This is a genomic window from Shinella sp. CPCC 101442 (genome assembly GCF_024704725.1).
Taxonomy (GTDB): Bacteria; Pseudomonadota; Alphaproteobacteria; order Rhizobiales; family Rhizobiaceae; genus Shinella.
Genome location: NZ_JALIQS010000006.1, coordinates 91,099 through 117,201 on the forward strand (window position 1 = coordinate 91,099; position 26,103 = coordinate 117,201).

Below are 26,103 nucleotides of genomic sequence, written 5' to 3' on the forward strand. Positions count from 1 at the left end.
GCCGTCATGACGGACCAAAAACCCCTGCTGGAAGCCCGGCAGGTGTTCAAGGGATTTTTCGGCAATCCCGTTCTGAAGGGCGTCGATATCGCCCTTCACCCGGGCAGGGTGCATGCCCTGCTCGGGGAGAACGGTGCGGGAAAATCCACGCTGATCAACCTTCTCTCCGGCGCGCTTCAGCCGGATAGCGGCACGATTGCCGTCGATGGCCGGCCGGTCGGGCGTTTCAGCCCGGCCGCCGCCCGCGCGGCAGGCATCGCCGTGGTGCAGCAGGAGCTCAGCCTTACCGCGGATCTGTCGATCGCCGAAAATATCGGCCTCGGTGCTTTCCCGCGTCGCTTCGGTCTCATCGATTATGCCGAACTGCATCGCGGCGTGCGAGACGTCTGCGGCATGGTCGGCCTCACCGAGCCGCTCGACATGCCCGTGGCGGATCTGGCCCTCGGGCGCCGCCAGATGGTGGAGATCGCCAAGGCGCTCTACCGCAAGCCGCGCGTGCTCATCCTCGACGAGCCGACCTCATCGCTTTCGGCGCATGAGGCCGGCATTCTCGCCGATGTCATCGAGACGCTGCGCGATCGCGGCACCGCACTCCTCTACATTTCGCATCGTCTCAACGAGGTGCAGGCGCTCTGCTCGCATGTCACCGTTCTCAAGGACGGCGGTGTGACGGCGGACCAGTCGCTGTCGGGCATCGATGGCGAGGGGCTGGTGCGTCTGATGGTCGGCCGCGAGACGGGCGATCTCTTTCCGCCGCGTGCTACCGCAAATCCCGGTGCATTGCGCATCGGCGCCGAAGGTTTTTCCGCCGGTCTCGTGCGTGACATCGCTTTCCGTGGCCATGCCGGCGAGATCGTCGGCATCGGTGGCCTGGTGGGACAGGGACAGGAAGACCTGCTGCTCGGCCTCTACGGCGCCATTCCCGCCAAGGCCGCGAAGGCCGAAGTCTCCGGCAGGCCGGGCCTGCCTGCCGATGTCGGCGCGGCGAATGCCGCCGGTCTCGTCTATGTGCCGGCCGACCGCAAGCATGAGGGGCTGGTCCTTCCCCATTCCATCGCATCAAACCTCATTCTGCCCTCGCTCGGCCGCCTTGCCCGCAACGGTTTTCGCGATCGTACGGCCGAGGGAGGGCTGATCGCGGATCTGGCCCGCCGTCTCACCATCAAGGGCGATGTCGCAAGACCAGTCCAGGCGCTTTCGGGCGGCAACCAGCAGAAGGTAGCGCTGGCGAAATGGCTGCCGCTCGACCCCTCGGTGCTGCTGCTCAACGACCCCACGCGTGGCGTCGACATCGAGACCAAGCGTGAAATCTACCTGATGCTGCGCGGCTTTGCCGCCGAAGGCCGTCTCGTCATCATCGCCAGCTCCGATACGCCGGAGCTCGTGCATCTTTGCGACCGCGTCGTGGTGCTGCGCGAGGGCGCGGTCGCCGCCGAGCTTTCCGGTGAAGCGATCAGCGAAGAGGCCATCGTCGGCGCGGCCATGGGCGTCGACAGAAAGGGAGCGGCCGCATGAGTTCCGTTTCGTCGCCAACCTGGCTCTACGGTGCCATCCAGCGCCGCCGCAACCGTGGCCTCGGCGGTCTCTATCTCGTCGTCGCCGCCTTCCTCGTTCTCTATGTCGTGCTCTTTCCGGGCATTCTCTCGGTCGGCGGCTTTTCCAAGTTCACGCAGAACTGGTTCCCGCTCGCCCTCGTGACCATGGCGCAGGCCTTGCTGATGCTGAATGGCGGTATCACGCTGGCCATCGGCCCGCTCGTCAGCCTCGGTGCCGTCATCGCGGCGACGACGATGGAAAGCGTGTTCGGTGTGCCCGGTGGCATCGTCGCCGTCGCCTTCACCGGTCTTGCCATCGGCGCGGTCATCGGGGCGATCGTCGCGCATCTGCGGCTTCCGGCCATCATCGTCACGCTTGCTGGTTCCTTCATCATCACGGGCGTCGCGCTCATCCTGTTGCCACGTCCCGGCGGTTTCATTCCCGACTGGCTGTCGAACACGCTTGCCGGCCACACGCCCGTCGCCTTCCTGCTGCTCGTCGTCGTGCTGCTTTTGTGGAAGGCATTCCTGGCGACGCCGCTTGGGCTCGGCATCTATGCGGCGGGCGACAATCCCGTCGGCGCCTTCCGCTCGGGCGTGCGGGTCGAGCGGGCAAAGATCGCCGCTTTCGCGCTCTCCGGCCTGCTTACGGCGCTGGCCGGCCTCTTCGTCGCGGCACAGACGGGGTCTGGCGATCCCGTCATCGGCGCGCCCTTCACGCTGAATTCCATCGCCGCGGCGGTGCTTGGCGGCGTCGGCTTCCTCGGCGGCAAGGGCACGATGCGCGGAGCGATCTGCGGCAGCCTTCTCCTTTCGGTCATGATCAACGTGATGTTCTTCCTCGGTTTTCCGCCGGTCGCGCAATATCTGGCGCAAGGCCTGATCATCGTCGGCGCCGTCGCGGTGCCGGAGCTTCTGAAGTCGTGGAGGGCTAGACGATGAATGCCGTGAAAACCATCTTCCGCAATCCGCCACTGCTGACCTTCGTGCTGGTGGCGCTCGTCTGGCTGGTCGCCAGCCTCACGCTGCGCGGTTTTGGCGCCTACGGGCACCTGCGTTACCTGCTGGAGCTCGCCGCCGTCATCGGCATCGCCGCCGCCGGCCAGACTCTCGTCATCCTGATGGGCGGTATCGATCTCTCGGTTGGCGCGGTCATAACCGTCACGGCGATCCTCCTGCCGCTGATCTCGCCGGCCTGGGATCCGACTGGCCTCGTCGGCATCGCGTCGGCACTTGCGATCGCAACCGGTATCGGTTTCCTCAACGGCGCGGGGGCGGCCTATCTCCGTGTCCCGCCGATCATCATGACGCTGGCCATGGCGACATTCCTCCAGGGCCTGCTCGTCATCGTCGCCGGCGGCAGCGCCGTCACCGTCAGCAACCCGGCGGTCATTCTGCTCGGTCAGTCCCGGCCGCTCGGCATTCCCTCCGGCGTCCTGCTCTGGCTCGCCGTTTCGGCCGTCGTGCTCGTTCTCATCCACCGCATGCCGATCGGCGCGCGTTTTCTCGCCATCGGCGCCAATCCACTCGCCGCCCGCCTTTCCGGTGTCAGCCTCCCGCGCAACACGCTGATCCTTTATGCGCTCTCGGGCTTCTTCGCGGGACTTGCCGGCATTCTGGTTCTGGGCATGAACCGGCAGGGCTATGTCGGCATCGGCGATCCCTACCTGCTGACGTCGATTGCCGCCGTCGTGCTCGGCGGTACGTCCATCCTCGGCGGACGCGGCACCTATGCCGGCACCATTCCGGGCGCCATCCTGCTCGTCACGACGACGGCGCTGATCACCGTCGTCAATGCCTCGCCCGGCTGGCGCTCCATCATGTTCGGAACGCTGATCCTCGCGCTCCTCCTCATTTCCGGCCGAGAGGCGCGGCGATGACGGGGCGCTACAGCGGAGCGGTCATCGATCCGCACCACCATCTCTGGGACCTCTCGCTCGGCCGGCACCCCTGGCTGGAAAAGGCGCGGGCGACCGGTGGCGAGATGGTCTATGGCAGCCTCGCGCCGATCCTGCGGGATTATGGCGTGGAAGACTATCGCAGGGATGTCGCGAACCAGAACATCGTCGCCACCGTGCATGTCGAAGCCGGCTGGTCGGACGCCCATCCGCTGGAGGAAAGCCGTTGGCTTGAAGGCCTCGACCGCAGCACCGGCATAGCAAGGCGCTATGTCGCGCGTGTCCCGCTCGACAGTCCGGATGCCGCGCGCCGGCTTGAGGCGGAGGCGGCGAACCCCAATGTCGTCGGTATCCGCGATATCGTCAGCTGGCATCCGGATCCGTCGAAAAGCTTTGCGCCGCGTGCTCATCGCATGGCCGATCCGGACTGGCGCGCGGGTTTTGCCGAGCTTTCCCGTCACGGGCTCGTCTTCGACCTCATGCTCTATCCCCCGCAGATGGGCGAGGCGCTGGACCTCGTGCGCGCCTTTCCCGAAACGCTCTTCGTGCTCAATCACGGCGGCAGCCCCGCCGACCGCAGCGAAACCGGCATGGCGCTCTGGCGTAGCGGCCTTCGCGTACTGGGTCGCGAGCCGAATGTGCGGCTGAAAATCTCCGACCTCGTCGCCTATGACAATGACTGGACGCCGGAAAGCCTGGCGCCTGTCATCGAGCATTGTCTCGATTGTTTCGGCCCTTCGCGCGCGATGTTCGCCAGCGATTTCCCCGTTGCCGGCCTGCATGCCTCGTTCGACGAAATCTACGACGTCTTCCGCGGGCTGGCGGCCGTTCTTTCGCTCGACGAACAGCAAGCGCTGTTCTTCACGACCGCCAATGAAACCTACCGTCTCGAACTGGCCGAGCCAGTCCCGGCCAAGGGGGAAATGCATGTCTGACCTTCATGCCGCCGATATCCTGATCGACGACCGCATCCGTGGCTTTCCGCCCGGCCGTGCGGCGCTGCCGCTCGAGGCGATCGGCGGGCAGGGCTGGAAGCCCTTTGATGGAAAAATGGCGCTGCCGCTGATTTCGCTCGACCAGGCGGCTTTTGCCGGCAATGTCGAGGCGATGATGGCCTATGTGAAGAGCCATGGCATCGAAATCGCTCCTCATGCCAAGACACCCATGTCGGCTGCGCTGTCCGGTGCGCTGCTGGCCGCCGGTGCCTGGGGCACGACGGTCGCCGATATCCGTCAGGCCGCCGTGCTGTTGAAAGCCGGCCAACGCCGGTTGATCCTCGCCAACGAGATCGGTGGCCCCGCCGCTGCCCGCCGGCTGGCGGCCCTGCTGTCCGGCTATGGGGACGCGGAGATGCATATCTTCGTCGACTCCGTTCCTCTCGCGGAAGCCCTGCGCGATGCCTGGCAGTCCCGCAGGGACCTGCCGTCGCTGGGGCTGATGGTGGAACTCGGTGCCGGACGCGCCGGTGCGCGCAACGTCGAGGATGCTGAGAAGATTCTCGACGTCATCCTCGCCTCGGAAACATCCACCTTCAAGCTCACCGGCATCGCCGCCTATGAAGGCGCGGCCGCGACGGCAAATGCGGCGGAAACACTTGCCCGGATCGACGGGTTGATGGGCCTGACGGCGGCGTTCCTGCCGCATGTCCGCGCCCGGATCGGCAACGCGCGGCCGCTCCTCGTGACGGCCGGCGGCTCGGTCTTCTTCGACCGTGTGGTTGCCGGCCTCTCCGCCGCCATCGACGCCGATCCCGATTGCCGGCTCGTCCTGCGCAGCGGGGCGATCTTCTTCCACGATCACGGTGTTTACGAACGCGGCCTTGCCGGTCTCGATGCGCGCGACGGTTTTCGTATCGGCCGGGATGTTCGGTCCGCGTCGCGAGATTTCACGCCGGCGCTCCGGGTCTGGGCGGAAGTCCTTTCGCTGCCGGAGCCGGGTCTCGCCATCTGCGGCATGGGAATGCGCGACGTCGCGATCGACCAGGACCTGCCGCGCCCGCTGGCGCTCTATCGGGACGGTGCGCCGCTTGGCGATTTCAGGGCCGCGTCCGTGCTGCGTCTCAACGACCAGCATGCCTTCATGGCAATTCCTGCCGGTGCCGGTGTGGCTGTCGGCGATGTCGTCGAATTCGGCATCTCGCATCCCTGCACCTGCCTCGACCGGCACGCCATCCTCTACGGCCTTCGTCCCGACCACACGGTCACGACGGCCTATCTCACCAGCTTCGGCTGATTTATCCTCCCAAGGCAAGAAAAGGAAAACACTCCATGATCCAGCGTTACCAGAAGGGTTCGCGCATGAGCCAGGCCGTCAGCTACGGCGGGCTCGTCTACATCGCCGGCCAGGTCGCGGAAGACCGCAAGGCCGGCATCGAAGGTCAGACGGGCGACGTGCTGGGCAAGATCGACGCCCTCCTGAAGGAAGCCGGCACGGATCGCTCGAAGCTGCTCGCCGTCAACGTTTTCCTGCCTGCCATCGTCGATTTCGACGCGATGAACGGTGTCTACGATGCCTGGATCGATCCGGTAAACCCGCCGGCCCGCGCCTGCGTCGAGGCCCGCCTTGCCGATCCGGACCTGCGCGTCGAGATGACCGCCGTCGCGGCACTTTAAGGAGCGGCCATGCACAGCGGCGTCGTCAATCCGATCGATTTCGAAAGCGAGGGCCGGCAGGCCGGGCACCTTGCCATTCCCTATTCGATCGATCGATCGCCCTACTACCAGATCCGCATCCCGATCCTGCGCCTGAAAAACGGCGCGGGGCCGAGCCTGCTTCTGATGGCGGGCAACCATGGCGACGAATATGAGGGCGAGCTTCAGCTCGGCCGGCTGATGCGCCGGCTCGAGGTCGAAAACATCAGCGGCGCCGTCACCATTCTGCCGATGGCCAACCTGCCGGCGGTGATGGCGGCAAAACGCTGCTCGCCCTTCGACGGCGGCAATCTCAACCGGGCTTTTCCGGGCGATCCCGCGGGCACGCCGACGGCGCGCATGGCGCATTTCCTCGAACATACGCTCTTCCCGCGGCATGATGCGGTGCTCGACCTTCATTCCGGCGGCACGTCCATGGCGCATCTTGCCTGCACGCTTATCGAGCGGCAGGCGGATGCTGCGCGGTTCGAGCGCTCCGTGGCGCTGATGCGGGCGATGGGCGCCGCCCATGCCTTCATCGCCGACAACGGGCCTGCGGCGCCGACCTCCATGGGAGCGGCAGGCCGGGCCGGCACGATCGGTCTTTCCGGCGAATTCGGCGGCGGCGGTACGGTGACGCCGGACAGCATGGCCTTCACGGCTGCGGCGATCGACCGGTTGTTGATGGCGCTCGGCATCGTGGAAACGCCGCAGCTCTCGCGCGAGCCGCTCCCCGAGCCGCCCGCCTTGCAGCTTCTGTCGCTTTCGCGGCACAGCCAGGGCATCTATGCCGAGAGGCGCGGCTGGTTCGAGCCGGCGGTGCCGCTCGGCGCACGGGTCGAGGCAGGCAACCTCGCCGGCTGGTATCACGATCTCGAACGGCTGGAATTACCGGAGGAGGAACTGTGTTTTGCCGAGGCGGGCATCGTCATTTCCCACCGCCTGCACACGGACAGCCAGGCCGGCGACTGCCTGATCCAGGTCGCCGAGCCGATCGACGGCTGAACCTTCGCGCGATCAGGTGATCGCGCGAACGGCTTCACGCACCCAGTCGAGGCGTTTCGCCGGAATGAGCCCATAATTGTAGAAATTGACGCCGTCGGCGCCCGCGTCGACGGCGGCTTTGGCGCGCGCGGCGAGGATCGCGGGACCGTCGACCTCGGGATAGAAGACACGAAGCCCGAGCCCCAGGAACTTGTCCTTGCCAAGCATGGCCCGGCCGGCGCGGATGGCGTCGCCGACGGCCTCGGGTGTCATGTCGTAGCAGCAGAGGATTGCGCCGTCGCAGAGCTTCCCGACCTCCACGAGATCGACGCCGCCAAGCCAGCCGTCCTTGAGGTCGATCAGCACGATGCGGGTCGCAGGATCGGCGGCTGCCGTGATCTCGCCGATCAGGCTCGTCACCGGCTCGAAGCGCCAGGCCAGAAAAGCGTGCAGCTCCGGATAGGCGCGGAAGGCGTCGATGCCGGCATCCGGAAAGCCCGGGAACTGCTTTTCCGGCACGGCCCGCTCGCAAAGCTCGGCGATAAAGCGCGAAACGATTTTCTGCGCGCCCTCGATCGGTACGCCTGCGCTTTTGGCGCGGGCGGCGCAATGGTCGCAGAAGCAGAGGGACAGCAGAAAATCGTCCTCGGCATTGAGGCCGACACCGTCTTTTTCGTGATGGTGTTCGTGTGCGAAGCCCATGAAGTTCGGGCTTTCCAACTCCAGCATGTCAGGTTTGTAGTTCGTGGTGATGTCGCGCACGAGCGTGACGACATAATCGCGCGCGGCAGGGCTCGACGGGCACAGATTGTAAGTGTTGGCGTTGCCGAAGGCGTTTCGGGTGACGTGATCGGGATGCAATTCACCAAGCCGGCTGTTGTGAAGGCACACCGTCCAGCTGGAAACCTTGAGGCCGGTCGCCGCGCGTGCGCGCGTCAGCGCGTCCAGCATGTCGCCGCGCTCGGCGACGTTTTGCGCCATCAGCGGGCGGATCGCCTTGTCCCGCCAAAGGTTTTCGTCCGGGCGGAAATAGACCGTGCCATCCTCGGGGAAATAGGCCTTCTGACCGGGACTGCGCGGCTGGAGGAAGCGGCCGGCATGGTAGGAGGTGGCAAGGCTCACCGTGTTGAGGCCGGCGCGGCCGGCAAGGTCGGCGGCGACCGCCTCAAGTCCCTGGTCCTGAACGTCCCAGGGGTAGGTCCACATGGAAAGATGCATGGTCGGCTCCCGTCGAATCTGTCCAGTGTATAGAACATGTGTCCATAATAGTGTCCAGCCAGATTTTCAGCCGGATGGGCGGCCGCTTGCATTCCTGAGAGAAACTGAAGGCACTGCCCATCACATGGGATCATGTCGCATTCCGTTTCGCCGCCGCCAGCGGGCTTCGAAGCGCATCGGCGGCATTTTCGATGCATTGGATGTCGCGAACCGGAGGGATTCCTTGCAAGAGGCGGCGTAGCTTCGCGTCATTCCAGGGGCTTGCGCTGGCGCAGGCGGCCTGAAATATGCGCCGAGCCGTAAATTCGGCGGCAGACAAGGGGATCGCCGGTGCTTGCCCCCGCATCGGCCGAACGCGAGAACGAACCGATGAAAAGCCACGTCCTGACCGTATCCTGCCAATCGACCCGCGGCATCGTCGCCGCGATCACCGGCTACCTCGCCGAGAAGGGGTGTTACATCTCGGATTCGTCGCAGTTCGACGACCTAGAAACCGGCCTGTTCTTCATGCGCCTCACCTTCCTGTCTCAGGAAGGTGTGTCGGAGGAGGACATCAAGGCCGGCTTCGCGCCGGTCGGCAAGAAGTTCGCGATGACCTACCGCTTCAACGACAGCGACGAGCGCATGAAGGTGCTGCTGATGGTGTCGCGCTTCGGCCATTGCCTGAATGACCTGCTCTACCGCTGGAAGATCGGCGCGCTGCCGATCGACATCGTCGGCGTCGTGTCGAACCACTTCGACTACCAGAAGGTCATCGTCAACCACGACATCCCCTTCCACCACATCAAGGTGACGAAGGAGAACAAGCCGCAGGCCGAAGCGCGCCTGATGGAGGTGGTGGAACAGTCCGGCGCCGAACTGATCGTGCTCGCCCGCTACATGCAGGTTCTGTCGGATGCGGTGTGCAAGAAGATGTCGGGGCGGATCATCAACATTCACCACTCGTTCCTGCCGTCGTTCAAGGGCGCCAACCCGTACAAGCAGGCGTTCGAGCGTGGCGTGAAGCTGATCGGGGCGACGGCGCACTATGTCACCGAAGACCTCGACGAGGGTCCGATCATCGAGCAGGACGTTGCGCGCATCACGCATGCGCAGTCGGCGGAGGACTATGTCTCGATCGGCCGGGACGTGGAGAGCCAGGTTCTGGCGCGCGCCGTGCATGCCCACATCCACCACCGCACCTTCATGAACGGCAACAAGACCATCGTCTTCCCGCCGAGCCCGGGCTCGTATGCTTCGGAGCGCATGGGATAAAACAAAAAGGCCGGCGAAAACGCCGGCCTTTTCCTTTCAGGAAGCAACTGCCGTCAGAGGCCGAAGGCGTCCTTGAACTGGTACCACCAGGATCCGATGGTGGAATACTGGGCGCGGAACATGCGTCCGCCGGGGAAGGGGATCCAGGGCAGTTTCTCGAACTGGCTGAAGCGGGAGAGATCGCCATGGATCGCTTCGCTGAGGATGCGACCGAAGAGATGCGAGCCGGTGACGCCGTGGCCGCTGTAGCCATGGGCGAAATAGGTGTTCTTGCCGATCTTGCCCATCTGCGGCACGCGGGAGAAGGACAGCGCGAAATTGCCGCTCCAGGCATAGTCGATCTTCACGCCCTTCAGCGAGGGGAAGACCTTTTCGAGGTTCGGGCGGATTTTTGCGCGCACGTCGGCCGGGTCGGTGCCGCCATAGACGGTGCCGCCGCCGAAGATCATGCGCTTGTCCGCCGACAGGCGGAAATAATCGAGGATGTAGCGCACGTCCTCCACGCACATGTCGGAGGGGATCAGCGCGTCGGCGCGGTCGCCGAGCGGCTCGGTAGCGACCATCTGGGTCGAGACCGGCATGACGCGCGAGACGAGCTTCGGTACGACATGGCCGAGATAGGCGTTGCCGCAGATGACGGCGGTATTGGCGGTCACGCGGCCTTTGGCCGTATGGATGACGGGCTTCTCGGCTTCATGCTCGACGCGGATGACGGGCGACTGTTCGTAGATGACGCCGCCGAGCGATTCCAGCGCCTTCGCCTCGCCAAGCGTGAGGTTGAGCGGATGCATATGGCCGCCGGTCGTGTCCAGCATGCCGCCGATATAGGCGTCGGTGTCGACCAGTTTGCGGATGGCGGCCTTGTCCAGCATCTGGTGGTCGTCCATGCCGTAGCTTTTCCAGAGCGCCTTCTTGTGCTCGAGGTCCTTCATGTGGGCGGGCGTGTAGGCGGCGTAGATGTTGCCCTGCTTCATGTCGCAATCGATATCGTATTGCGAGACGATGCGGCGGATGATCTTGCCGCCCTCCTGCACGAGGCCGCCGACGAAGGCGCCGGCCTGATCGCCGTAACGGCGTTTGATCGTGTCGAGGCTGGCATTGAGACCGTTGACGATCTGGCCGCCGTTGCGGCCGGACGCGCCCCAGCCGATGCCGGCGCCCTCGACCATCACCACCTTGTAGCCCTTTTCGGCAAGATGGATGGCGGTGGACAGGCCGGAATAGCCGGCGCCGAGCACGGCGACGTCGGCGGTGACGGCGCCTTCGAGCACTTTGGGTGTGCGGACGATGTTGCGCGAGGCGGCGTAGTAGCTGTCGGGATAGGCGCCGTTGCCGGCATAGGACTGGGTGTTGGCCATCAGACGATTTCCAGATAGGCGCTGAATTCGAAGTCGGTCACCTGTTCGGCGAAGCCGGCGATTTCCTGCCGCTTGCAGGCGATCAGCATGGAGCGGAGATCCGCGTCAAAAATTTCCGAGACGATCGAGCCGTTCTCGAAGGCGGTGACGGCCGAGCCCCATTCCGAGGGGATGCGCGGCAGCTGCGAGAGATAGGCGCGGCCCGAGACGGGCGCCGGCGGTTCCCACTTGTTGCGGATGCCGACGAGGGCGGCACCCAGAATGGCGGCCATGACGAGGTACGGATTGGCATCCGCCCCGGCGACGCGGTGCTCGATGCGCCGCGCCTTGTTGCTGCCGCCGGGAATGCGGATGGCGGCCGTGCGGTTCTCGTAACCCCAGGAGACGGAGGTCGGCGCGTGCGTATCGGGGCGCAGGCGGCGGTAGGAGTTGAAGTGCGGTGCAAAGAGCAGCGTCGATTCCGCCATGCCGCGCGTAAGCCCCGCGACGGCATGTTTCATGATGTCGGATCCCTCGGGCGTGCCGTCGTCGAAGACGTTGTTGCCGTCCGCGTCGATCAGGCTGAAATGCATGTGCATGCCACTGCCCGAGCGCATGCCGTAGGGTTTTGCCATGAAGGTGGCGGCAAAACCGTGTTTGCGCGCGATCCCCTTGACGATGCGCTTGAAGAACAGCGCGTCGTCGGCGGCCTTCAACGGATCGTCGGAATGCATGAGGTTGATTTCGAACTGGCCGATGCCGTTTTCGGCGACGGCCGAATCCGCCGGTACGTTCTGCCGCTCGCATTCCGCATAGACGTCGGAGAAGAACTGGCCGAAATCGTCCAGCTCGTCGATGGAGAGGATGGCATCGGAATCGAGCCGCTTGCCGGTATAGGGCGAAATCGGCGGCTGGGCATGGTCGGGCTCGGCGTCGATCAGGTAGAATTCCATCTCGGAGGCGACGACGGGGCGAAGGCCGAGCTCGTGATACTGCCGCACGATGTTGGCGAGCGCCTGGCGGGGATCGGCGAGGAAGGGTTCGCCGCTCTCCTTGAACAGCCACAGCGGCACGACGGCCGACGGCTTCAGCGTCCAGCTGACGGGAAGCGCGCCGCGGCCGGTGGCCGCGCAGATGCCGTCCATGTCGCCTGACGCGAAGACGTGGCTGGAACCGACGATGTCCTCACCCCAGACGTCGACGCCGACGATGGAGAGCGGCATGCGGATGCCGCCCTTCAGGACCTTTTCCGCCTGCCCCACGGGCACGCGCTTGCCGCGCAGAATGCCGTTCAGGTCGCAGACGACGGCCTGAATGCTCTCTACGCCGTCGGCGGTGATCAGCCATTCGGAATCTTCGTTCAGAGCCATGGTTCCCTTCCATATCACATAATTATTTTTGTGATCACATTTTCAAAATATGCACACTTTCTTGTCGTGGGTCAAGCTGCTAGAACCTGTCACGAAGGATAGGGTAGCACCTTGCAGCCTTTCACAGGAGGGATGGATTGGGCAATTTGGCGCTGGAACCGATGGACCGGCCGGAAGGCATGACGACGCATGAATATGCGCATCGGCGGCTGCGCCAGGCGATCATGGTCGGCTCCATCAGGCCGGGCGAATCGCTGACCATCCGCGGTATTGCCGAAGCGATGGAATCGAGCCCCACACCGGTGCGCGAGGCGCTGCGCCGTCTGTCGTCCGAGGGCGCGCTGCGCGTGCTCGACAACCGCCGCATCATGGTGCCGCGCATGACGGCGGACCGCTTCAGCGAACTGGTTTCGCTGCGCTCCGTCCTGGAGCAGCATGCTGCCCGCCGCGCCGTGCCGCATATCACCGAACGCTGTATCGACCGGCTGGAAGAAGTCGACAGGGCGCAGGACGAGGCGATTTCCCGCAAGGACAATGCGACCGCGCTGCTCCTGAACCAGGAGTTCCATCGCACGCTCTATTCCGCCAATCCCGAGCAGGCGATTATTCCGATGGTGGAGAGCATCTGGCTCCAGCTCGGCCCCTTCCTCGGCATTGCCATGGAACATGTCGCGCAGCTCTATTTCGTCGATCGCCACCAGGAGGCGATCGCCGCACTTCGCAAGCGCGACGAGGATGCCGTGGCCGCGGCGATCAAGGCCGATATTTCCGAAGGGATCGGCGGCTTCGAACGCGCCGCCATCGAGAACCTGCTGCGGCTGGCCGGTCAGTAGGTCTCCTCGACGGCGACGGTGTCGCCGAGCGCGATCCGGCCTGTCGCAACGACCTTGGCGAGCACCCCGAATCCCCCGTCGCCGTGCCTGGCGATGGCGTGAAGCACATCCTTGTCGAAAGGCAGTCCGGGTTGCCCGAGCGCCGTGAAGGCGCAGCGTGTGCAAGGCTCCGTGATCTCGACGACGGCGGCGCCGATCAGAAGCCGTTTGCCGATGAACCGCTGCTCCACGAAATCGACCTCGCCGTCGCCGGTCTCGACGAGAATGTTGGGCCGGAAGCGCCTCGTGTCGACGATCGCCGCCGGCAACAATGCCTGCAGACGGGCGAGTGAGGCGGTGGTCAGGATATGCAGGGGGTCGCGTTCGTAGCGCGGTATCGCGTGGATTTCACCGAAGTGCTGGAACCGGACGGGAAAGGCCAGATGGTTCGATGCGGCCGCGTCGGCGGCGGGCGAGGGCACCCTATGCCAGGCGCTGCCGTCGGTGCTGATTTCAGGCCCGTCCGCGCCCATGCGGGCCTGAAGGCCTGGCGCGGGTCGCCATCGCCGTTCGCTCTCGGGGGCGGCAACCGCCATGCTGCCCGCATCGAAAAGGCCCCATTGCCGGTCGCCGGCAACGCCGGTGGCGTCGAGATCGATCAGGTCGAGCCGTTCGCCGGTCAGCGAACTGACGGGATAGCGCCAGAGCTCGCGTATGGTGCCATGCTGCATGCCGCTATCTTCCTCGTTCATTCGCCGCGAAGCTAGCGTTGCGTCCGCGGGCTGTCGAGCGGCCTGATGGCGCTTTGACGCAAGCAAGCGGCTTGCATCCCCCGTTCGGCCCATGCAATGGATCAGCGCATGTGAATGTGGAGTATGGGGCAGCACATGAAGACGGATGTCATTGTTCTCGGCGCGGGCGTGATCGGCATTTCGACCGCGATCCATCTGGCGCGGCGCGGCAAATCGGTGGTGCTGGTCGATCGTCGTGGCGCTGCCGAAGAGACGTCCTACGGCAATGCCGGTCTCATCCAGCGCGAGGGCGTCTTCCCCTACGGTTTCCCGCACGATTTCGGCGCGCTGTTCCGCTACGCGCTGAACAACACGATCGACGCGCATTATCACCCCTCGGCGATCCCGGGCATCATTCCCTTCCTTGCCCGCTACTGGTGGCATTCCGGCTTCCGCCAGCACCAGAGCATCGCGCATCTCTATGCGCCCCTCATCGAGAACTCGATTTCCGAACATGCCGACCTCATCGCCGCCTCCGGCGCCGAGGACCTCATCCGCAAGGATGGCTGGATGAAGGTTTTTCGCACGGAGAAGGCGCGCGATGCCGCCTATGCGGAGGCTGAAAAGCTCTCGGCCAATTTCGGCGTCAACCACCAGAAGCTGACGACGGCCGAGGTCACACAGGTGGAGCCCTCCATCCGTGCCGAGCTGACCGGCGGTTTGCGCTGGACCGACCCGTGGTCGATCCTCGATCCGCAGAGCCTGATGAAGCGCTATCTCGCCTATTTCCAGTCGCTCGGTGGCCAGCTGAAGTCGGGTGACGCCGCGACCATCGAACATGTGCTGGAAGGCGAGGGCTGGCGTATCGCAACGCCGGAGGGTCCGTTGGAAGGCAAGGAAGTCGTGGTCGCGCTCGGCCCCTGGGCCGACACGGTGACGCGCAAGCTCGGCTACCGTTTCCCGCTTGCCGTCAAGCGTGGCTACCACATGCACTACGGCGCGGAAGAGGGCGCGACGCTCAACAACTGGGTGCTCGATGCCGAGCGCGGCTATTTCCTGGCCCCCATGCAGCGCGGCATTCGCCTCACCACCGGCGCCGAATTCGCCAGGCGCGATACGCGCAAGACGCCGGTGCAGCTGCGCCGCGCGGAAAAGGTCGCCCGCGAATTCTTCCCGCTCGCGGAGCGCCGCGACGAGGAGCCGTGGATGGGGTGCCGTCCCTGCACGCCGGATATGATGCCCGTCATCGGCAAGGCCCCGCGCCATTCCGGCCTCTGGTTCGCTTTCGGCCATGCCCATCACGGCATGACGCTGGGCCCGATCACCGGCCGCGTGCTGGCGGAAAAGATGCTGGGCGAGCGCACCGTGATCAATATCGGGCCCTATCGGCCGGAGCGCTTCATCGCCTGATAAGCGCAGGCCTGTCGCCAAACTCTTTCCCTTTCCGGGGAACATGCGCTAAGGGCATCAGCCATGACCATACCGGCCCTGGCAGATCAGACCTTCGTCGTCCTTCTCGGCGGCGCGCTTGCGGTGACGCCGCGCGTGCGGGCCGATATTTTTGGCGCGCGCTTCGTGGCCGCCGATGGAGGAATGCGGCATGCGGCGGCGCTGCGCGTCACGCCGGAAATCTGGGTCGGGGATTTCGATTCTACGTCGCAGGAGCTTATCGCCGCCTGGCCGGGCGTTGAGCGCCAGCCCTATCCCGTCGCCAAGAACGAGACCGATGGGGCAATCGCCGTGTCGGTCGCCGTCGAACGCGGTGCGCGCGAGATCGTGCTGGCGGGCGCGCTGGGGGGCGAGCGCAGCGACCATGCGCTGATGCACCTTCTCCATGCGGTGTCGCTGGCGCAGGAAGGCCTGGCGGTAAAGCTCACCTCGGGCGAGGAGGAGGCCTGGCCAGTGCTGCCGGGCAGCCAGGAGGTCGACCTGCCGAAGGGCAGCCTGTTTTCCATCCTCGGCCTCTCGCCGCTTGAGGGCCTGTTCATCGGCAACGTGCGCTATCCGCTCAACGATTTTTCGTTGCCCTTCGGCGCATCGCGTACCATCTCCAATGTCGCGGAAGGCCCGATCCGTCTTTCGCTTGCCTCCGGCCGCGCGATCCTGATTGCCCGGCCCTATGACCTTTCAGGAGCCTGACCCTTGGCACCGCCCATTCTCAAACTCGACGACATCTTCCTGAGCTTCGGCGGCACGCCGCTGCTTGCCGGTGCGAGCCTCCAGGTGGAGCCCGGCGACCGCATCTGCCTTGTCGGCCGCAACGGCTCGGGCAAGTCGACGCTGATGAAGATCGCCGCCGGCCTCGCCGAAGCACAGTCGGGCGAAGTCTTCCGCCACCCCTCGGCCACCATCCGCTACCTGAACCAGGCGCCGGATTTCGACGGTTACGACACGGTCGCGGCCTACGCGGAAGCCGGCCTCGGTCCCAGCGACGACCCGTATCGCGTCACCTACCTGCTCGAACATCTCGGCCTCGACGGCACGGAAGACCCCAAGTCGCTTTCGGGTGGTGAAGCCCGCCGCGCGGCCCTTGCCCGCGTCATGGCGCCGGAGCCGGACATTCTTCTGCTCGACGAGCCGACCAACCATCTCGACCTGCCGACCATCGAATGGCTGGAAGGCGAGTTGCAATCGACCCGTTCGGCGCTTGTCGTCATCTCGCACGACCGTCGTTTCCTCGAAAAGGTTTCGAACGCCACCGTCTGGCTCGACCGCGGCCAGTCGCGCCGGCTCAACCGGGGTTTTGGCCATTTCGAAGCGTGGCGGGACGAGGTGCTGGAGGCCGAAGAGCTGGAACAGCACAAGCTCGGCAAGTCGATCGAGCGCGAGGAGCACTGGCTGCGCTACGGCGTGACGGCGCGGCGCAAGCGCAACATGCGCCGCCTCGGCGCGCTGCATGACCTGCGCTCGCGCTATCGCGGCCACAAGGGTCCGCAGGGCAGCGTGCAGGCCAGCGCCTCCGACGCCCAGGAATCCGGCAAGCTGGTGATCGAAGCCGAAAAGATCACCAAGAACTACGGCGAACGCGTCATCGTCGCGCCCTTCTCGATCCGCGTGCACCGCGGCGACTGCATCGGTCTCGTCGGCCCGAACGGTGCGGGCAAGACGACCCTGCTCAAGATGCTAACCGGCCAGCTCGCACCCGACAGCGGCACGGTAAAACTCGGCACCAATCTCGAGATCGCCACGCTCGATCAGCGCCGCGAGGACCTGAACCTCGACGACACACTCGCCCACTACCTCACCGACGGGCGCGGCGAGAACCTCCTCGTCAATGGCGAGCAGCGTCACGTCACCGGCTACATGAAGGAATTCCTTTTTCAGCCGGAACAGTCCCGCACGCCGATCCGCAACCTTTCGGGCGGCGAGCGCGCCCGGCTGATGCTGGCGCGCATCCTGTCGCGTCCGACCAACCTGCTCATCCTCGACGAACCGACCAACGATCTCGATATCGAGACGCTGGATCTCTTGCAGGAAATCGTGGCCGGTTTTGCCGGCACGGTGCTGCTCGTCAGCCACGACCGCGACTTCCTCGACCGTACCGTCACGTCCACCATCGCGCCCGCCGATCCGGAAAACCCGGACGGACGCTGGATCGAATATGCCGGCGGCTACACGGATATGATGGCGCAGCGCCGCGGCGCCATCGAAGAAAAGCGCAGGGCCGAAAAGGCCGAGAAGGCACGGGTAGCCGAGGCATCGCCCGCCGCAGCGCCGACGGACGGCAAGGCCAAGGGCAAGCTTTCCTACAAGCAGAAATTCGCCCTCGAAAACCTTCCGAAGGAGATGGAGAAGGCGGAAAAGGAGATCGCGGCCCGCGAGGCCAGGATGGCCGATCCGAACCTCTTCACCAAGGAGCCCGCCACCTTCAACAAACTCGCCGCGGAGATGGAAAAGCTGCGCGCCTCGCTGACGAAAATGGAAGAGGAATGGCTGGAACTGGAGATGCTGCGGGAGGAACTCGAGGGCTGACGCCGAGCCTTTCGAGGCTTGTTCCATCCGAAACAGCGCGGTCGGCAATGGCATGGGATAGTCGGGTCATTGGATGAGAGGAGCTCATCCTGCAACCCGAAAGAGATCAGGAGCCTCCCATGCGCAAGTTCATCATTTCCGCCGTCGTCGCCGTCGTCGCCGCCGTTTCCTTCGCCGCTCCGTCGGAGGCCGGCTATTACGGCTACAAGAGCTACGGCCATGGCCACAAGCACCATGGCTACAAGAAGCACTACAGCTACAAGAAGCACTATGGCGGCCATTACGGCTACAAGAAGCATCACGGCGGCCACTATGGCTACAAGAGCTACGGCTACGGTCACAACAACTATGGCTACAGCAGCTATTACGGATCTTACTGAGCCATAGCCTCCGATGAAAACCAGGACCCGGATGCCCACCGCATCCGGGTCTTGCCGCATAAGGCGCATGGATTGATTCGTCGGCGGAGTGGCGCTATTTAAGGCACTCGTGGTGATTTGGCCGGCCGGCTTGCAGCCACGTTAAACAAGTCGCTAAAGGGCCGCGCGAGGAAGACCCTTACGTGGACCGGTTGCGACATCGTTGCGGCCGGTTTTGTTTTGGATCGAGTTGAGACATGCCCATCAAGATTCCCGATACGCTCCCCGCCTTCGAAACCCTCGTTCACGAGGGTGTCCGGGTGATGACCGAAACGATGGCGATCCGGCAGGATATCCGCCCGTTGCAGATCGGGCTTCTCAACCTCATGCCGAACAAGATCAAGACGGAGGTGCAGATGGCGCGCCTCGTCGGCGCGTCGCCTTTGCAGGTGGAGCTGTCGCTGGTGCGCGTCGGCGGTCACCGTGCGAAAAACACCTCGGAAGATCACCTGCTTGCCTTCTACGATACGTGGGAGGAGGTGAAGCACCGCAAGTTCGACGGCTTCATCATCACGGGCGCCCCGGTGGAGACGCTCGACTATGAGGACGTCACCTACTGGAACGAGATGAAGCGGATCCTCGACTGGACCGAGACCAACGTGCATTCCACGCTGAATGTCTGCTGGGGCGCGATGGCGGCGATCTACCATTTCCATGGCGTGCCGAAGCGCACGCTCGACGAAAAGGCTTTCGGGGTTTACCGGCACCATAACCGCAAGCCTTCGTCCGTCTATCTCAATGGTTTTTCCGACGATTTCGAAGTGCCCGTGTCGCGCTGGACCGAAATCCGCCCGGAGGATATCCGTGCCGTGCAGGACCTCAACATCCTACTGGATTCCGACGAGACGGGCGTCTGCCTCGTGCAGGAAAAGGCCGGCAACCGGCTCTACATCTTCAACCATGTCGAATATGATTCGACCTCGCTCGCCGACGAATATTTCCGGGACGTCTCGGCCGGCGTGCCGATCAAGCTGCCGAAGAACTATTTCCCGCACAACGACCCGGCGCTGCCGCCGCAGAACCGCTGGCGCGGCCATGCCCACCTGCTCTTCGGCAACTGGATCAACGAAATCTACCAGACCACACCATACGACCTCGACAAGATCGGAACGGGAGCCTGAACATGAACCGCGTCGTCATTCGCCCGCTGCACAAGGATGATGAAGGCGAATGGCGCCGCCTGTGGACCGCCTATCTCGCCTTCTACGAGACGGTGCTGCCGGAAGAGATTTTCGCCAGCACCTTCGCCCGCCTGACCGGCGCGGTGGCCGAGGGCGAGTATCGCGGCCTCCTCGCCACGCTCGACGGCAAGCCCGTCGGCCTGGCGCATTATCTCTTCCACCGCTCCTGCTGGACGACAGGCAATGTCTGTTACCTGCAGGATCTCTTTGCCGATCCCGATGTCCGCGGCAGCGGCATCGGCCGCGCGCTGATCGAGGGTGTCTATGCCAAGGCGAAAGAGGCGGGTTCGCCCGAGGTCTACTGGATGACGCAGGAGTTCAACGCCACCGCGCGCACGCTCTATGACCGCATCGCCGACAAGACGCCCTTCATCGTCTATCAGAAGAACTTCTGATGGATTTTTAAAAAGTATGACTTTTCTGTTGCGACCGGCAGGAAATTGAAGCAGGTTGCCGCGCTGTGAAAAGGCCGGCGGAGGAGACGCAAGCGTGGGTCAGGAACAGGATATCTTCGGTCGGCTGGTTTCAGGTGAAGCGGTGGAGCGCATCACGCTATCAGGCGGCGGGCTGACAGCCCATGTCCTGACCTGGGGCGCCGTCATCCAGGACCTTCGGCTCGAGGGCCACGATGCGCCGCTCGTGCTCGGCTTCGAAGACCTGCCGTCCTATCTCGATCATTCCCCGTTCTTCGGCGCGACGCCCGGCCGCTGCGCCAACCGCATCGGCGGCGGCCGTTTTGCGATCGATGGCACAGAATACCAGCTGGAATGCAACGAGCGCGGCATCACGCATCTGCATGGCGGCAGCGACGGCACCGGCCGGCAGAACTGGCGGATCACGGCACGGGGCGCTGATTTCGTCACCCTCACGCTCACCGATCCCGACGGCCGCGCCGGCTATCCCGGCAATTGCGCGATCGCCTGCACCTACCGGCTGCCGGGCGACGGCACCCTCTCCGTCAGCTATGAGGCGGCCACGGACGCGCCGACGCCGGTCAATCTTTGCCAGCACAGCTATTTCATCCTCGATGGCGGTGCGGACGCGCTCGGCCACCAGGCTCGCCTTGCTGCCGAGCATTACCTGCCCGTCGACGAGAACCTTATCCCGACCGGCGAGGTTCGCCCCGTCACCGGCACGCCGTTCGATCTGAGGGCGTGGACCCCTCTCGCCCGCCAGACGGAAAAGGGCGGCGTCGCTTTCGACCACAATTTCTGCCTGTCGCCGGAGCGGGTGGCGAAGCGCCATGTCGCGGAAGTCCGCAGCCCCCTCTCGGGTGTCTCGCTTGACGTGCTGACCACCGAGCCGGGTGTGCAGTTCTATACCGGCTCGAAGGTGGGTCCTGCCGTTCCGGGTCTTGAAGGCCGGCGCTACGGTGCTTTTGCCGGCTTCTGCCTGGAAACGCAGATCTGGCCGGATGCCGTCAACCACGCCGGGTTCCCCAAGGCGGTCCTGCGTCCCGGTGAAACGTTGCGGCAGGAGACGGACTACGTCTTCCGCAAGGCCTGACGGGCGGTTTCGCATCCCCCAAAGGCAGTTGACGAAACGCAAGAGAATCGAAACTTTTGTGCCGCACAACGCCCCCATGGACCCGGAATGATGCCGGGTTGTGCGGGATGAACGCGCCAGGACAGCGCCGTCGCCCCAGGGGACTTCTGTCCATGAAAATCTCGGATCTTTCCATTTCCCGCAAGGTCGGCCTGCTCGTGCTGCTGATGGGCATTGCCGCCGGCACCATCGCCACCGTCGGCAGCCGTGGCCTTACCTCGCTCGGCGGCGCACTGCAGGACACCGGCGCGCGCGAAGAGGTGGCCCGTGAAGCCATGGATCTGCGTATCGACGTCATCGCCATCAGCCGCATGACCTATCAGCTGGCGCTGGCGCCGGAAAAGGCCGCCGATTTTGCCGCCGAGACGGACAAGCGCTCGGGGGAAATGCTCGACCGTCTGCCAAGGATCGCCTCGACGGCCGATGCCAACGAGCAGAAGCTGCTCGACGGCGTGCGCGCCGCCTTGACACCCTATTTCGACGACATCCGCGCGATGGTCGCCGTCGCCGCGCAGAAGGGCGACGATCGCGCCGCCATTCTGGCCGCGCTCGACAAGGCGCTGGAGGGCCAGAAGGCCGTCACCGCCGCTCTCAAGGGATACACGACCTATTCGGCCGAAACGCTCTCGCAATCGCGCGCTACCGCGATCTCCCGCTCGACGACGACGCAGGTCCTGCTGCTTGCCACCGCGTTCGTCTGCATCGTCGCCGGCATGCTGTTCAGCATGCTGTTGGCCCGCAAGGGCATCGTGCGCCCGATCCAGCTTCTGACCGGCGTGATGTCGAACCTTGCCGGCGGCAAGCTCGACGACACGATCCCCTGCACCGAGCGCAAGGACGAGATCGGCGCCATGGCCCGCACGCTCGACGTCTTCCGCGCCAATGAGATGCAGATGCGCGAGATGGAGGCGCAGGAAGCGGTCCTGCAGGCGCAGAGCAAGGATCTTCAGTCGAACATCAGCGCGATCGTCGCGGCCGCCGCGGCCGGCGACTTTTCGCGCCGTATCACCAAGGCCTATGAGGACGAGGATCTGCGCCGCTTCGCCACGGGCGTCAACGAACTGGTGCAGAATGTCGACCGCGGTGTCAGCGAAGTGCGCCGCGTCATCGCCTCGCTTTCCCATGCGGACCTGACGCAGGAAATGACCGGCCATTTCCAGGGCGATTTCGCAGAGCTGCAAGCCAACGTCAACGGCGCCATGCAGACGCTGCGCAGCACGATGGGCGGCATCCTCGCCACCGCCGGCACGATCACAGGCAATTCCCGCGAACTCTCGACCGCCGCCGACCAGCTCGCTCACCGCACGGAGCAGCAGGCCGCCTCGCTCGAGGAAACGGCCGCCGCGCTCGAGGAAATCACCACCACGGTCAAGACCTCCACCACGCGCGCTATCGAAGCCTCTGAAATCGTGCGCGAGACCAAGGAAAGCGCGGAAAGATCCGGCGACATCGTCAACAGCGCCATCGAGGCCATGGGCCGCATCGAGCAGTCTTCGCAGAAGATCGGCCAGATCATCTCCGTCATCGACGAAATCGCCTTCCAGACGAACCTTCTGGCGCTCAATGCCGGTGTGGAAGCGGCCCGCGCCGGCGAAGCCGGCCGCGGCTTTGCCGTTGTCGCCCAGGAAGTGCGCGAGCTCGCCCAGCGCTCGGCCAATGCTGCCAAGGAGATCAAGACACTGATCAATGCCTCGGCCGGCGAAGTGAAGGGCGGCGTCTCGCTGGTTCTCTCGACCGGCGATGTGCTCTCGGACATCAAGGATCTCGTCAACCGCGTCAACGACCACGTCGTCGCGATCACCCGTGCGGCCCAGGAACAGTCGGCGGCGCTTGGTGAAATCAACACGGCGGTCAACCAGATGGACCAGATGACCCAGCAGAACGCCGCGATGGTGGAGGAAACCACCGCCGCCAGCCAGGTTCTCGCCAGCGAAGCGGCCCAGCTTCAGGTCGCACTCTCGCAGTTCCACATCGCCGAGGGACGCGGGCAGTTTGTGCCGCAGCGCCGGGCTGCCTGAGGCTCCTGCAGGACATGTTGAAGGGCCGGCGGCCGGAACCGGTCGCCGGCCCTTCTTCCCTTTGGATCAGAACGATGCCTTGAGACTGCGCTGGAGCGCGTCGACGATCAGCCGCTTCAGCTCGGCGTGGATGTCGCCGCGAGTGCGGCTGCCCGGGTCGTCGCAGATCGGATCGACTTCGCCCACCGATTTCAGCAACGCGGCGCTGCCCTCCTTACACTCCGGCAGGAAGCTGAAATGCACGGCGTCCGCCACCGTCGCATAACGCGCCTGGGGGATGTGTGCGGCAAGCGTGTCCGAAATCACTGCCTCGGGGATCGTATCCGGATTGCCGAGATTGATGAGGCTGATCGGGATGTCGATCGCCTTCAGGCTTTCCGCGACATAGGCCTGGGCCAGCCCGGGATCCACCGCGACCACCGAGCGCACCCGCGGATCGCGGTTCGACTGTTCGAAGCGGGCCTTGTCGAGTTTGCGCAGGTCGACCTTTTCCACCGCGACCGGCATATCGTCGACATAACCCCGACGGCCGGCAAACCAGGCGCAGTCCCACTTGCCATAGTCATCGCAGTAGCGGGCATAGGTTTCGAGATCGGCCCGCGCGCCGCCGATTTCCATCGCCGCAGCCCCGCCGAGGGAAAAGCCGACGACGCCGATGCGCGTCGTGTCGATCGCGGAACTCCAGCCGGCATCCGTCGAAAACCGGTCGATCAGGGCGGAGAGATCGGCGGTCCGCTCCCAGATCTTCGGCGTTGCCGCCGGTGTCGAATCGCCGCTCGTCGTGCCGGGATGGTTTGGCCCGGCAACGACGAAACCGGCTTCGGCCAGCGCTGTCGCCAACCAGCTCATGCCCTCGATGCGTCCGCCCGAACCATGCGAGAAGAGCACCAGCGGAAAATCTCCTTCGGCGATGGGCGCATCCCTGAGCGCCGGCGCGCCCTCGAACAGCCTGTTGTCGCCGACAAGGCCCGGCGTGCCGCCGCCCGTCGCCGGATACCAGACGGTGACCGCGATATCGTGCCCGCGCTCCGGCGCGAAAACAGCGATCGTGCGAACGCCGACCTCGGTGGCATGGGCCGATGGGATGGCTGCGCTGGCAAGGAGAAGGGCGGAAAAAAGAGGAAGGATGGGCATGGAGACCTCGTTTGCTTGTCTTTGGCGGGGAAACCCTCGCCGCAACGGCCTCCCGTCGCGTCCTGGATCGTGTTTGAGGTCGCCCTCGATCGCGATCCGGATCATGATGTCCCCAACATCAATCGTTCCGTGCCTGCCGTGCTCTTCATTCCCTTACCCTTCGTCATCGCCCTGTTCCTCCTTCCGCGCTTCGTCGCGCTGCTGCGCCAGCAGGAGGGCGGCAACCGGCCGTTTCTCGCCCTGATCGGGCTCTGCATCGCGCAGTCGCTCGCCGCCGGCCTGCGCTGGGGATATGACGTGGAGGCCATGAGGTTCGTCCTGCCCGTGCTGGCCGGCGGTCTGCCGCCGCTGGTTCTGGCGAGTTTTCAAAGCCTTATTCATCGCGATCGGGCCCAAGTTCCCGGGCTGAACGCCACGCCGCCGCTGGTCATTCTGGCCCTGGTGTTGCTGGCACCCGGGTTGATCGACGGTGCGCTCGTCGTCATCTTCGTCGGCTATGCCATGATCCTGTTGAGGCTCGCTTATGCCGGTCCCGACGGGCTGGACGAGGCACGGCTCGATGGCGCCGCCGGGGCACACAAGGCCCTCCTGATCGCCGCGGGCGCGCTTTGCGTTTCGGCGTCGTTCGACATCGTCGTGCTTCTGGCGTTCGAGTGGAGCCAGGGCAAGAACGTGCCGATGATCGTCAGCAACGCCAACCTGCTCGGTATTCTCCTCGTCGGCCTCACCGCGACGGTCGCAGCGCGCGCCCGCGTACCGTCGTTGCCCTCGGAGGAAACGGAAGAGGACTTCGCGACGGCCGAGCGGGATCGTGACGTGCTGGCGCGCATCGATCGGCTGCTTGCGGATCAGAAGCTGTTTCGCGACGACACGCTGACGCTCGGGCGTCTCGCCCGGCGAGCAGGCGTGCCGGCGCGGCAGATTTCCGGCGCGATCAATCGCCTCGCCGGCAAGAACGTCTCGCAATACATCAATGATTTTCGCATCACGGAGGCCTGCCGGCTGCTGCGCGAGACCGACATGCCCGTGACGTCGGCCATGCTCGAATCAGGTTTTCAGACCAAATCGAACTTCAACCGCGAATTCCGCCGCGTCACCGCCCAAAGCCCGGCGACCTGGCGCGCGGAAAACCGATCGCCACCGAGGGAGTAATCGCCGATACAAAGGCCAAAACGCACAAAAGCCCCGGTGAACCAAGGCTTTGAAACTTTTGAGAGAATGGAGCGGGTGAGGCGATTCGAACGCCCGACCCCAACCTTGGCAAGGTTGTGCTCTACCCCTGAGCTACACCCGCTCATTTCGACGGCCTGGGGTAGATCGCTTGGCCGAAGGTCGCTGCGTTGCGGCGACGGGCGGTATATGGCCCAAGGCCTTTTAAAAGGCAACAGGGAAATGCCGGATTTTGGAGAAAAAATTGCGAAGGCTTTCAAAGGGCCGGATTTTCAGGCGGTTGCGCTCGGGGCATCGAAGCCCTATCAGCGGGCAGGAGCAAATCACGCCGGGAATGATCACATGAGCGATACGCAGCCGAAGACCGACAAGGACCTTTTCCAGTTTCTCGACGGGCTCGGCATCGTCCATGCGACCAAGGAGCATGCGCCGGTCTTCACGGTCGCCGAATCGGTAGCGTTGCGCGACGAGATTCCCGGCGGCCATACGAAGAACTTGTTCGTGAAGGACAAGAAGGACAATTATTTCCTGATGACCGTCGAGGAGCACGCGACCGTCGACCTGAAGACGATCCATACCGTCATCGGTGCTGCAAGCCGCGTGTCCTTCGGCAAGCCGGAGAAGCTGATGGAATATCTCGGCGTCATTCCCGGTGCCGTCACGGCTTTCGGGGTCCTCAACGATGCCGAAGGCAAGGTGAAGATGATCGTCGATGCCGACCTGATGGTCTTCGATACGATCAACTGCCATCCGTTGCGCAACGACGCGACGACCTCGATCGGCTCGAAGGACCTCCTGCGCTTCATCGAGGCGACGGGACATGAACCGCTTGTCTTGAAAGTTACGGCCTGACATACGATTTTCAGCGCAGACACGTGATTTGGGCGCCCGGCGC

At 64.5% G+C, this 26,103-nt stretch carries 24 protein-coding genes, 1 tRNA gene and 1 riboswitch; of the genes, 19 read left to right on the forward strand and 6 right to left on the reverse strand.

Annotated features, from left to right (window positions below):
* Positions 1–6: 6 nt before the first annotated feature.
* The 7 genes from MUO32_RS21190 to MUO32_RS21220 are packed head-to-tail and all read left to right on the forward strand — an operon-like array spanning position 7 to position 7,068.
* The gene (locus MUO32_RS21190) at positions 7–1,515 is read left to right on the forward strand and encodes a sugar ABC transporter ATP-binding protein (protein WP_257950378.1); all 1,509 of its coding nucleotides are present in this window, start codon (positions 7–9) and stop codon (positions 1,513–1,515) included.
* Complete coding sequence (locus MUO32_RS21195; protein WP_257950379.1) at positions 1,512–2,477, forward strand: ABC transporter permease; 966 nt, start codon at positions 1,512–1,514, stop codon at positions 2,475–2,477. Before MUO32_RS21190 ends, MUO32_RS21195 begins: the two co-directional genes overlap by 4 nt.
* Positions 2,474–3,415: an ABC transporter permease gene (locus MUO32_RS21200; protein WP_257950380.1), complete on the forward strand. Its 942-nt coding sequence runs from the start codon at positions 2,474–2,476 to the stop codon at positions 3,413–3,415. The genes MUO32_RS21195 and MUO32_RS21200 overlap by 4 nt, the downstream gene beginning before the upstream one ends.
* On the forward strand, positions 3,412–4,368 hold the full coding sequence (locus MUO32_RS21205) for an amidohydrolase (protein ID WP_257950381.1): 957 nt from the start codon (positions 3,412–3,414) through the stop codon (positions 4,366–4,368). Before MUO32_RS21200 ends, MUO32_RS21205 begins: the two co-directional genes overlap by 4 nt.
* Positions 4,361–5,665, forward strand: coding sequence for an alanine racemase (locus MUO32_RS21210; RefSeq protein WP_257950382.1), 1,305 nt, complete (start codon positions 4,361–4,363; stop codon positions 5,663–5,665). The genes MUO32_RS21205 and MUO32_RS21210 overlap by 8 nt, the downstream gene beginning before the upstream one ends.
* Before the next feature lie 35 nt (positions 5,666–5,700).
* On the forward strand, positions 5,701–6,045 hold the full coding sequence (locus tag MUO32_RS21215) for a RidA family protein (RefSeq protein WP_257950383.1): 345 nt from the start codon (positions 5,701–5,703) through the stop codon (positions 6,043–6,045).
* A 9-nt stretch (positions 6,046–6,054) separates the two neighbouring features.
* Entirely contained in the window at positions 6,055–7,068 is a 1,014-nt protein-coding gene (locus MUO32_RS21220; protein WP_257950384.1) for a succinylglutamate desuccinylase/aspartoacylase family protein, read from the forward strand.
* Positions 7,069–7,080: 12 nt separating this feature from the next.
* Here MUO32_RS21220 and MUO32_RS21225 read toward each other — a convergent pair whose 3' ends face one another.
* Positions 7,081–8,265, reverse strand: a complete 1,185-nt coding sequence (locus tag MUO32_RS21225; protein ID WP_257950385.1) for a hypothetical protein — start codon at positions 8,263–8,265, stop codon at positions 7,081–7,083.
* Between the two features lie 369 nt (positions 8,266–8,634).
* On the opposite strand from MUO32_RS21225, the gene purU reads away from it, so the two are divergent.
* Entirely contained in the window at positions 8,635–9,519 is an 885-nt protein-coding gene (gene purU, locus MUO32_RS21230; protein ID WP_257950386.1) for a formyltetrahydrofolate deformylase, read from the forward strand.
* 53 nt (positions 9,520–9,572) lie between these two features.
* On the opposite strand, the gene MUO32_RS21235 is transcribed toward purU, so the two are convergent.
* Together MUO32_RS21235 and MUO32_RS21240 are read right to left on the reverse strand one after the other, a co-directional pair.
* On the reverse strand, positions 9,573–10,877 hold the full coding sequence (locus MUO32_RS21235; protein WP_257950387.1) for an FAD-binding oxidoreductase: 1,305 nt from the start codon (positions 10,875–10,877) through the stop codon (positions 9,573–9,575).
* On the reverse strand, positions 10,877–12,226 hold the full coding sequence (locus tag MUO32_RS21240) for a glutamine synthetase family protein (RefSeq protein ID WP_257950388.1): 1,350 nt from the start codon (positions 12,224–12,226) through the stop codon (positions 10,877–10,879). The genes MUO32_RS21235 and MUO32_RS21240 overlap by 1 nt, the downstream gene beginning before the upstream one ends.
* 161 nt (positions 12,227–12,387) lie before the next feature.
* On the opposite strand from MUO32_RS21240, the gene MUO32_RS21245 reads away from it, so the two are divergent.
* Positions 12,388–13,059, forward strand: coding sequence for a GntR family transcriptional regulator (locus MUO32_RS21245; protein WP_257950584.1), 672 nt, complete (start codon positions 12,388–12,390; stop codon positions 13,057–13,059).
* On the opposite strand, the gene MUO32_RS21250 is transcribed toward MUO32_RS21245, so the two are convergent.
* Complete coding sequence (locus MUO32_RS21250) at positions 13,053–13,769, reverse strand: MOSC domain-containing protein (RefSeq protein WP_257950389.1); 717 nt, start codon at positions 13,767–13,769, stop codon at positions 13,053–13,055. The genes MUO32_RS21245 and MUO32_RS21250 overlap by 7 nt on opposite strands.
* A gap of 156 nt (positions 13,770–13,925) precedes the next feature.
* Between MUO32_RS21250 and MUO32_RS21255 the strand changes: the two genes are divergently transcribed.
* From MUO32_RS21255 to MUO32_RS21290, 8 genes are all read left to right on the forward strand, one after another.
* Entirely contained in the window at positions 13,926–15,179 is a 1,254-nt protein-coding gene (locus tag MUO32_RS21255; protein ID WP_257950390.1) for an FAD-binding oxidoreductase, read from the forward strand.
* A 63-nt stretch (positions 15,180–15,242) separates the two neighbouring features.
* Complete coding sequence (locus tag MUO32_RS21260; protein WP_257950391.1) at positions 15,243–15,908, forward strand: thiamine diphosphokinase; 666 nt, start codon at positions 15,243–15,245, stop codon at positions 15,906–15,908.
* Between the two features lie 3 nt (positions 15,909–15,911).
* Positions 15,912–17,741: an ABC-F family ATP-binding cassette domain-containing protein gene (locus MUO32_RS21265; protein WP_257950392.1), complete on the forward strand. Its 1,830-nt coding sequence runs from the start codon at positions 15,912–15,914 to the stop codon at positions 17,739–17,741.
* 119 nt (positions 17,742–17,860) lie between these two features.
* Entirely contained in the window at positions 17,861–18,121 is a 261-nt protein-coding gene (locus tag MUO32_RS21270; RefSeq protein WP_257950393.1) for a hypothetical protein, read from the forward strand.
* 99 nt (positions 18,122–18,220) lie between these two features.
* A riboswitch (SAM riboswitch) is annotated at positions 18,221–18,298 on the forward strand.
* A 59-nt stretch (positions 18,299–18,357) separates the two neighbouring features.
* Positions 18,358–19,281 carry a homoserine O-succinyltransferase gene (metA, locus tag MUO32_RS21275; RefSeq protein WP_257950394.1) on the forward strand — a complete coding sequence of 308 codons (924 nt, stop codon included), beginning with the start codon at positions 18,358–18,360 and terminating at the stop codon, positions 19,279–19,281.
* 2 nt (positions 19,282–19,283) lie between these two features.
* Positions 19,284–19,736 (forward strand): GNAT family N-acetyltransferase, encoded by a 453-nt coding sequence (locus MUO32_RS21280; RefSeq protein ID WP_257950395.1) that lies wholly within the window; start codon positions 19,284–19,286, stop codon positions 19,734–19,736.
* A 94-nt stretch (positions 19,737–19,830) separates the two neighbouring features.
* Positions 19,831–20,847, forward strand: coding sequence for an aldose epimerase family protein (locus tag MUO32_RS21285; protein WP_257950396.1), 1,017 nt, complete (start codon positions 19,831–19,833; stop codon positions 20,845–20,847).
* Between the two features lie 152 nt (positions 20,848–20,999).
* Entirely contained in the window at positions 21,000–22,904 is a 1,905-nt protein-coding gene (locus MUO32_RS21290; RefSeq protein WP_257950397.1) for a methyl-accepting chemotaxis protein, read from the forward strand.
* 66 nt (positions 22,905–22,970) lie between these two features.
* Here the strand turns inward: MUO32_RS21290 and MUO32_RS21295 are convergent, their stop codons facing one another.
* Complete coding sequence (locus MUO32_RS21295; RefSeq protein WP_257950398.1) at positions 22,971–24,038, reverse strand: alpha/beta fold hydrolase; 1,068 nt, start codon at positions 24,036–24,038, stop codon at positions 22,971–22,973.
* Between the two features lie 69 nt (positions 24,039–24,107).
* Between MUO32_RS21295 and MUO32_RS21300 the strand changes: the two genes are divergently transcribed.
* Positions 24,108–25,190 carry an AraC family transcriptional regulator gene (locus tag MUO32_RS21300; protein ID WP_308311323.1) on the forward strand — a complete coding sequence of 361 codons (1,083 nt, stop codon included), beginning with the start codon at positions 24,108–24,110 and terminating at the stop codon, positions 25,188–25,190.
* Between the two features lie 67 nt (positions 25,191–25,257).
* Here MUO32_RS21300 and MUO32_RS21305 read toward each other — a convergent pair.
* A tRNA-Gly gene (locus tag MUO32_RS21305) sits at positions 25,258–25,332 on the reverse strand.
* A gap of 218 nt (positions 25,333–25,550) precedes the next feature.
* On the opposite strand from MUO32_RS21305, the gene MUO32_RS21310 reads away from it, so the two are divergent.
* Entirely contained in the window at positions 25,551–26,060 is a 510-nt protein-coding gene (locus MUO32_RS21310) for a prolyl-tRNA synthetase associated domain-containing protein (protein WP_257950399.1), read from the forward strand.
* The last annotated feature ends 43 nt before the right edge of the window (positions 26,061–26,103 follow it).

What these genes read in the sequence shown, in the direction of transcription:
- MUO32_RS21190 (WP_257950378.1), top strand. Translation starts at nt 7, where the DNA reads ATGACGGACCAAAAACCCCTGCTGGAAGCCCGGCAGGTGTTCAAGGGA.
- MUO32_RS21195 (WP_257950379.1), top strand. Translation starts at nt 1,512, where the DNA reads ATGAGTTCCGTTTCGTCGCCAACCTGGCTCTACGGTGCCATCCAGCGC.
- MUO32_RS21200 (WP_257950380.1), top strand. Translation starts at nt 2,474, where the DNA reads ATGAATGCCGTGAAAACCATCTTCCGCAATCCGCCACTGCTGACCTTC.
- MUO32_RS21205 (WP_257950381.1), top strand. Translation starts at nt 3,412, where the DNA reads ATGACGGGGCGCTACAGCGGAGCGGTCATCGATCCGCACCACCATCTC.
- MUO32_RS21210 (WP_257950382.1), top strand. Translation starts at nt 4,361, where the DNA reads ATGTCTGACCTTCATGCCGCCGATATCCTGATCGACGACCGCATCCGT.
- MUO32_RS21215 (WP_257950383.1), top strand. Translation starts at nt 5,701, where the DNA reads ATGATCCAGCGTTACCAGAAGGGTTCGCGCATGAGCCAGGCCGTCAGC.
- MUO32_RS21220 (WP_257950384.1), top strand. Translation starts at nt 6,055, where the DNA reads ATGCACAGCGGCGTCGTCAATCCGATCGATTTCGAAAGCGAGGGCCGG.
- MUO32_RS21225 (WP_257950385.1), bottom strand. Translation starts at nt 8,265, where the DNA reads ATGCATCTTTCCATGTGGACCTACCCCTGGGACGTTCAGGACCAGGGA.
- purU (WP_257950386.1), top strand. Translation starts at nt 8,635, where the DNA reads ATGAAAAGCCACGTCCTGACCGTATCCTGCCAATCGACCCGCGGCATC.
- MUO32_RS21235 (WP_257950387.1), bottom strand. Translation starts at nt 10,877, where the DNA reads ATGGCCAACACCCAGTCCTATGCCGGCAACGGCGCCTATCCCGACAGC.
- MUO32_RS21240 (WP_257950388.1), bottom strand. Translation starts at nt 12,226, where the DNA reads ATGGCTCTGAACGAAGATTCCGAATGGCTGATCACCGCCGACGGCGTA.
- MUO32_RS21245 (WP_257950584.1), top strand. Translation starts at nt 12,388, where the DNA reads ATGGACCGGCCGGAAGGCATGACGACGCATGAATATGCGCATCGGCGG.
- MUO32_RS21250 (WP_257950389.1), bottom strand. Translation starts at nt 13,769, where the DNA reads ATGCAGCATGGCACCATACGCGAGCTCTGGCGCTATCCCGTCAGTTCG.
- MUO32_RS21255 (WP_257950390.1), top strand. Translation starts at nt 13,926, where the DNA reads ATGAAGACGGATGTCATTGTTCTCGGCGCGGGCGTGATCGGCATTTCG.
- MUO32_RS21260 (WP_257950391.1), top strand. Translation starts at nt 15,243, where the DNA reads ATGACCATACCGGCCCTGGCAGATCAGACCTTCGTCGTCCTTCTCGGC.
- MUO32_RS21270 (WP_257950393.1), top strand. Translation starts at nt 17,861, where the DNA reads ATGCGCAAGTTCATCATTTCCGCCGTCGTCGCCGTCGTCGCCGCCGTT.
- metA (WP_257950394.1), top strand. Translation starts at nt 18,358, where the DNA reads ATGCCCATCAAGATTCCCGATACGCTCCCCGCCTTCGAAACCCTCGTT.
- MUO32_RS21280 (WP_257950395.1), top strand. Translation starts at nt 19,284, where the DNA reads ATGAACCGCGTCGTCATTCGCCCGCTGCACAAGGATGATGAAGGCGAA.
- MUO32_RS21290 (WP_257950397.1), top strand. Translation starts at nt 21,000, where the DNA reads ATGAAAATCTCGGATCTTTCCATTTCCCGCAAGGTCGGCCTGCTCGTG.
- MUO32_RS21295 (WP_257950398.1), bottom strand. Translation starts at nt 24,038, where the DNA reads ATGCCCATCCTTCCTCTTTTTTCCGCCCTTCTCCTTGCCAGCGCAGCC.
- MUO32_RS21310 (WP_257950399.1), top strand. Translation starts at nt 25,551, where the DNA reads ATGAGCGATACGCAGCCGAAGACCGACAAGGACCTTTTCCAGTTTCTC.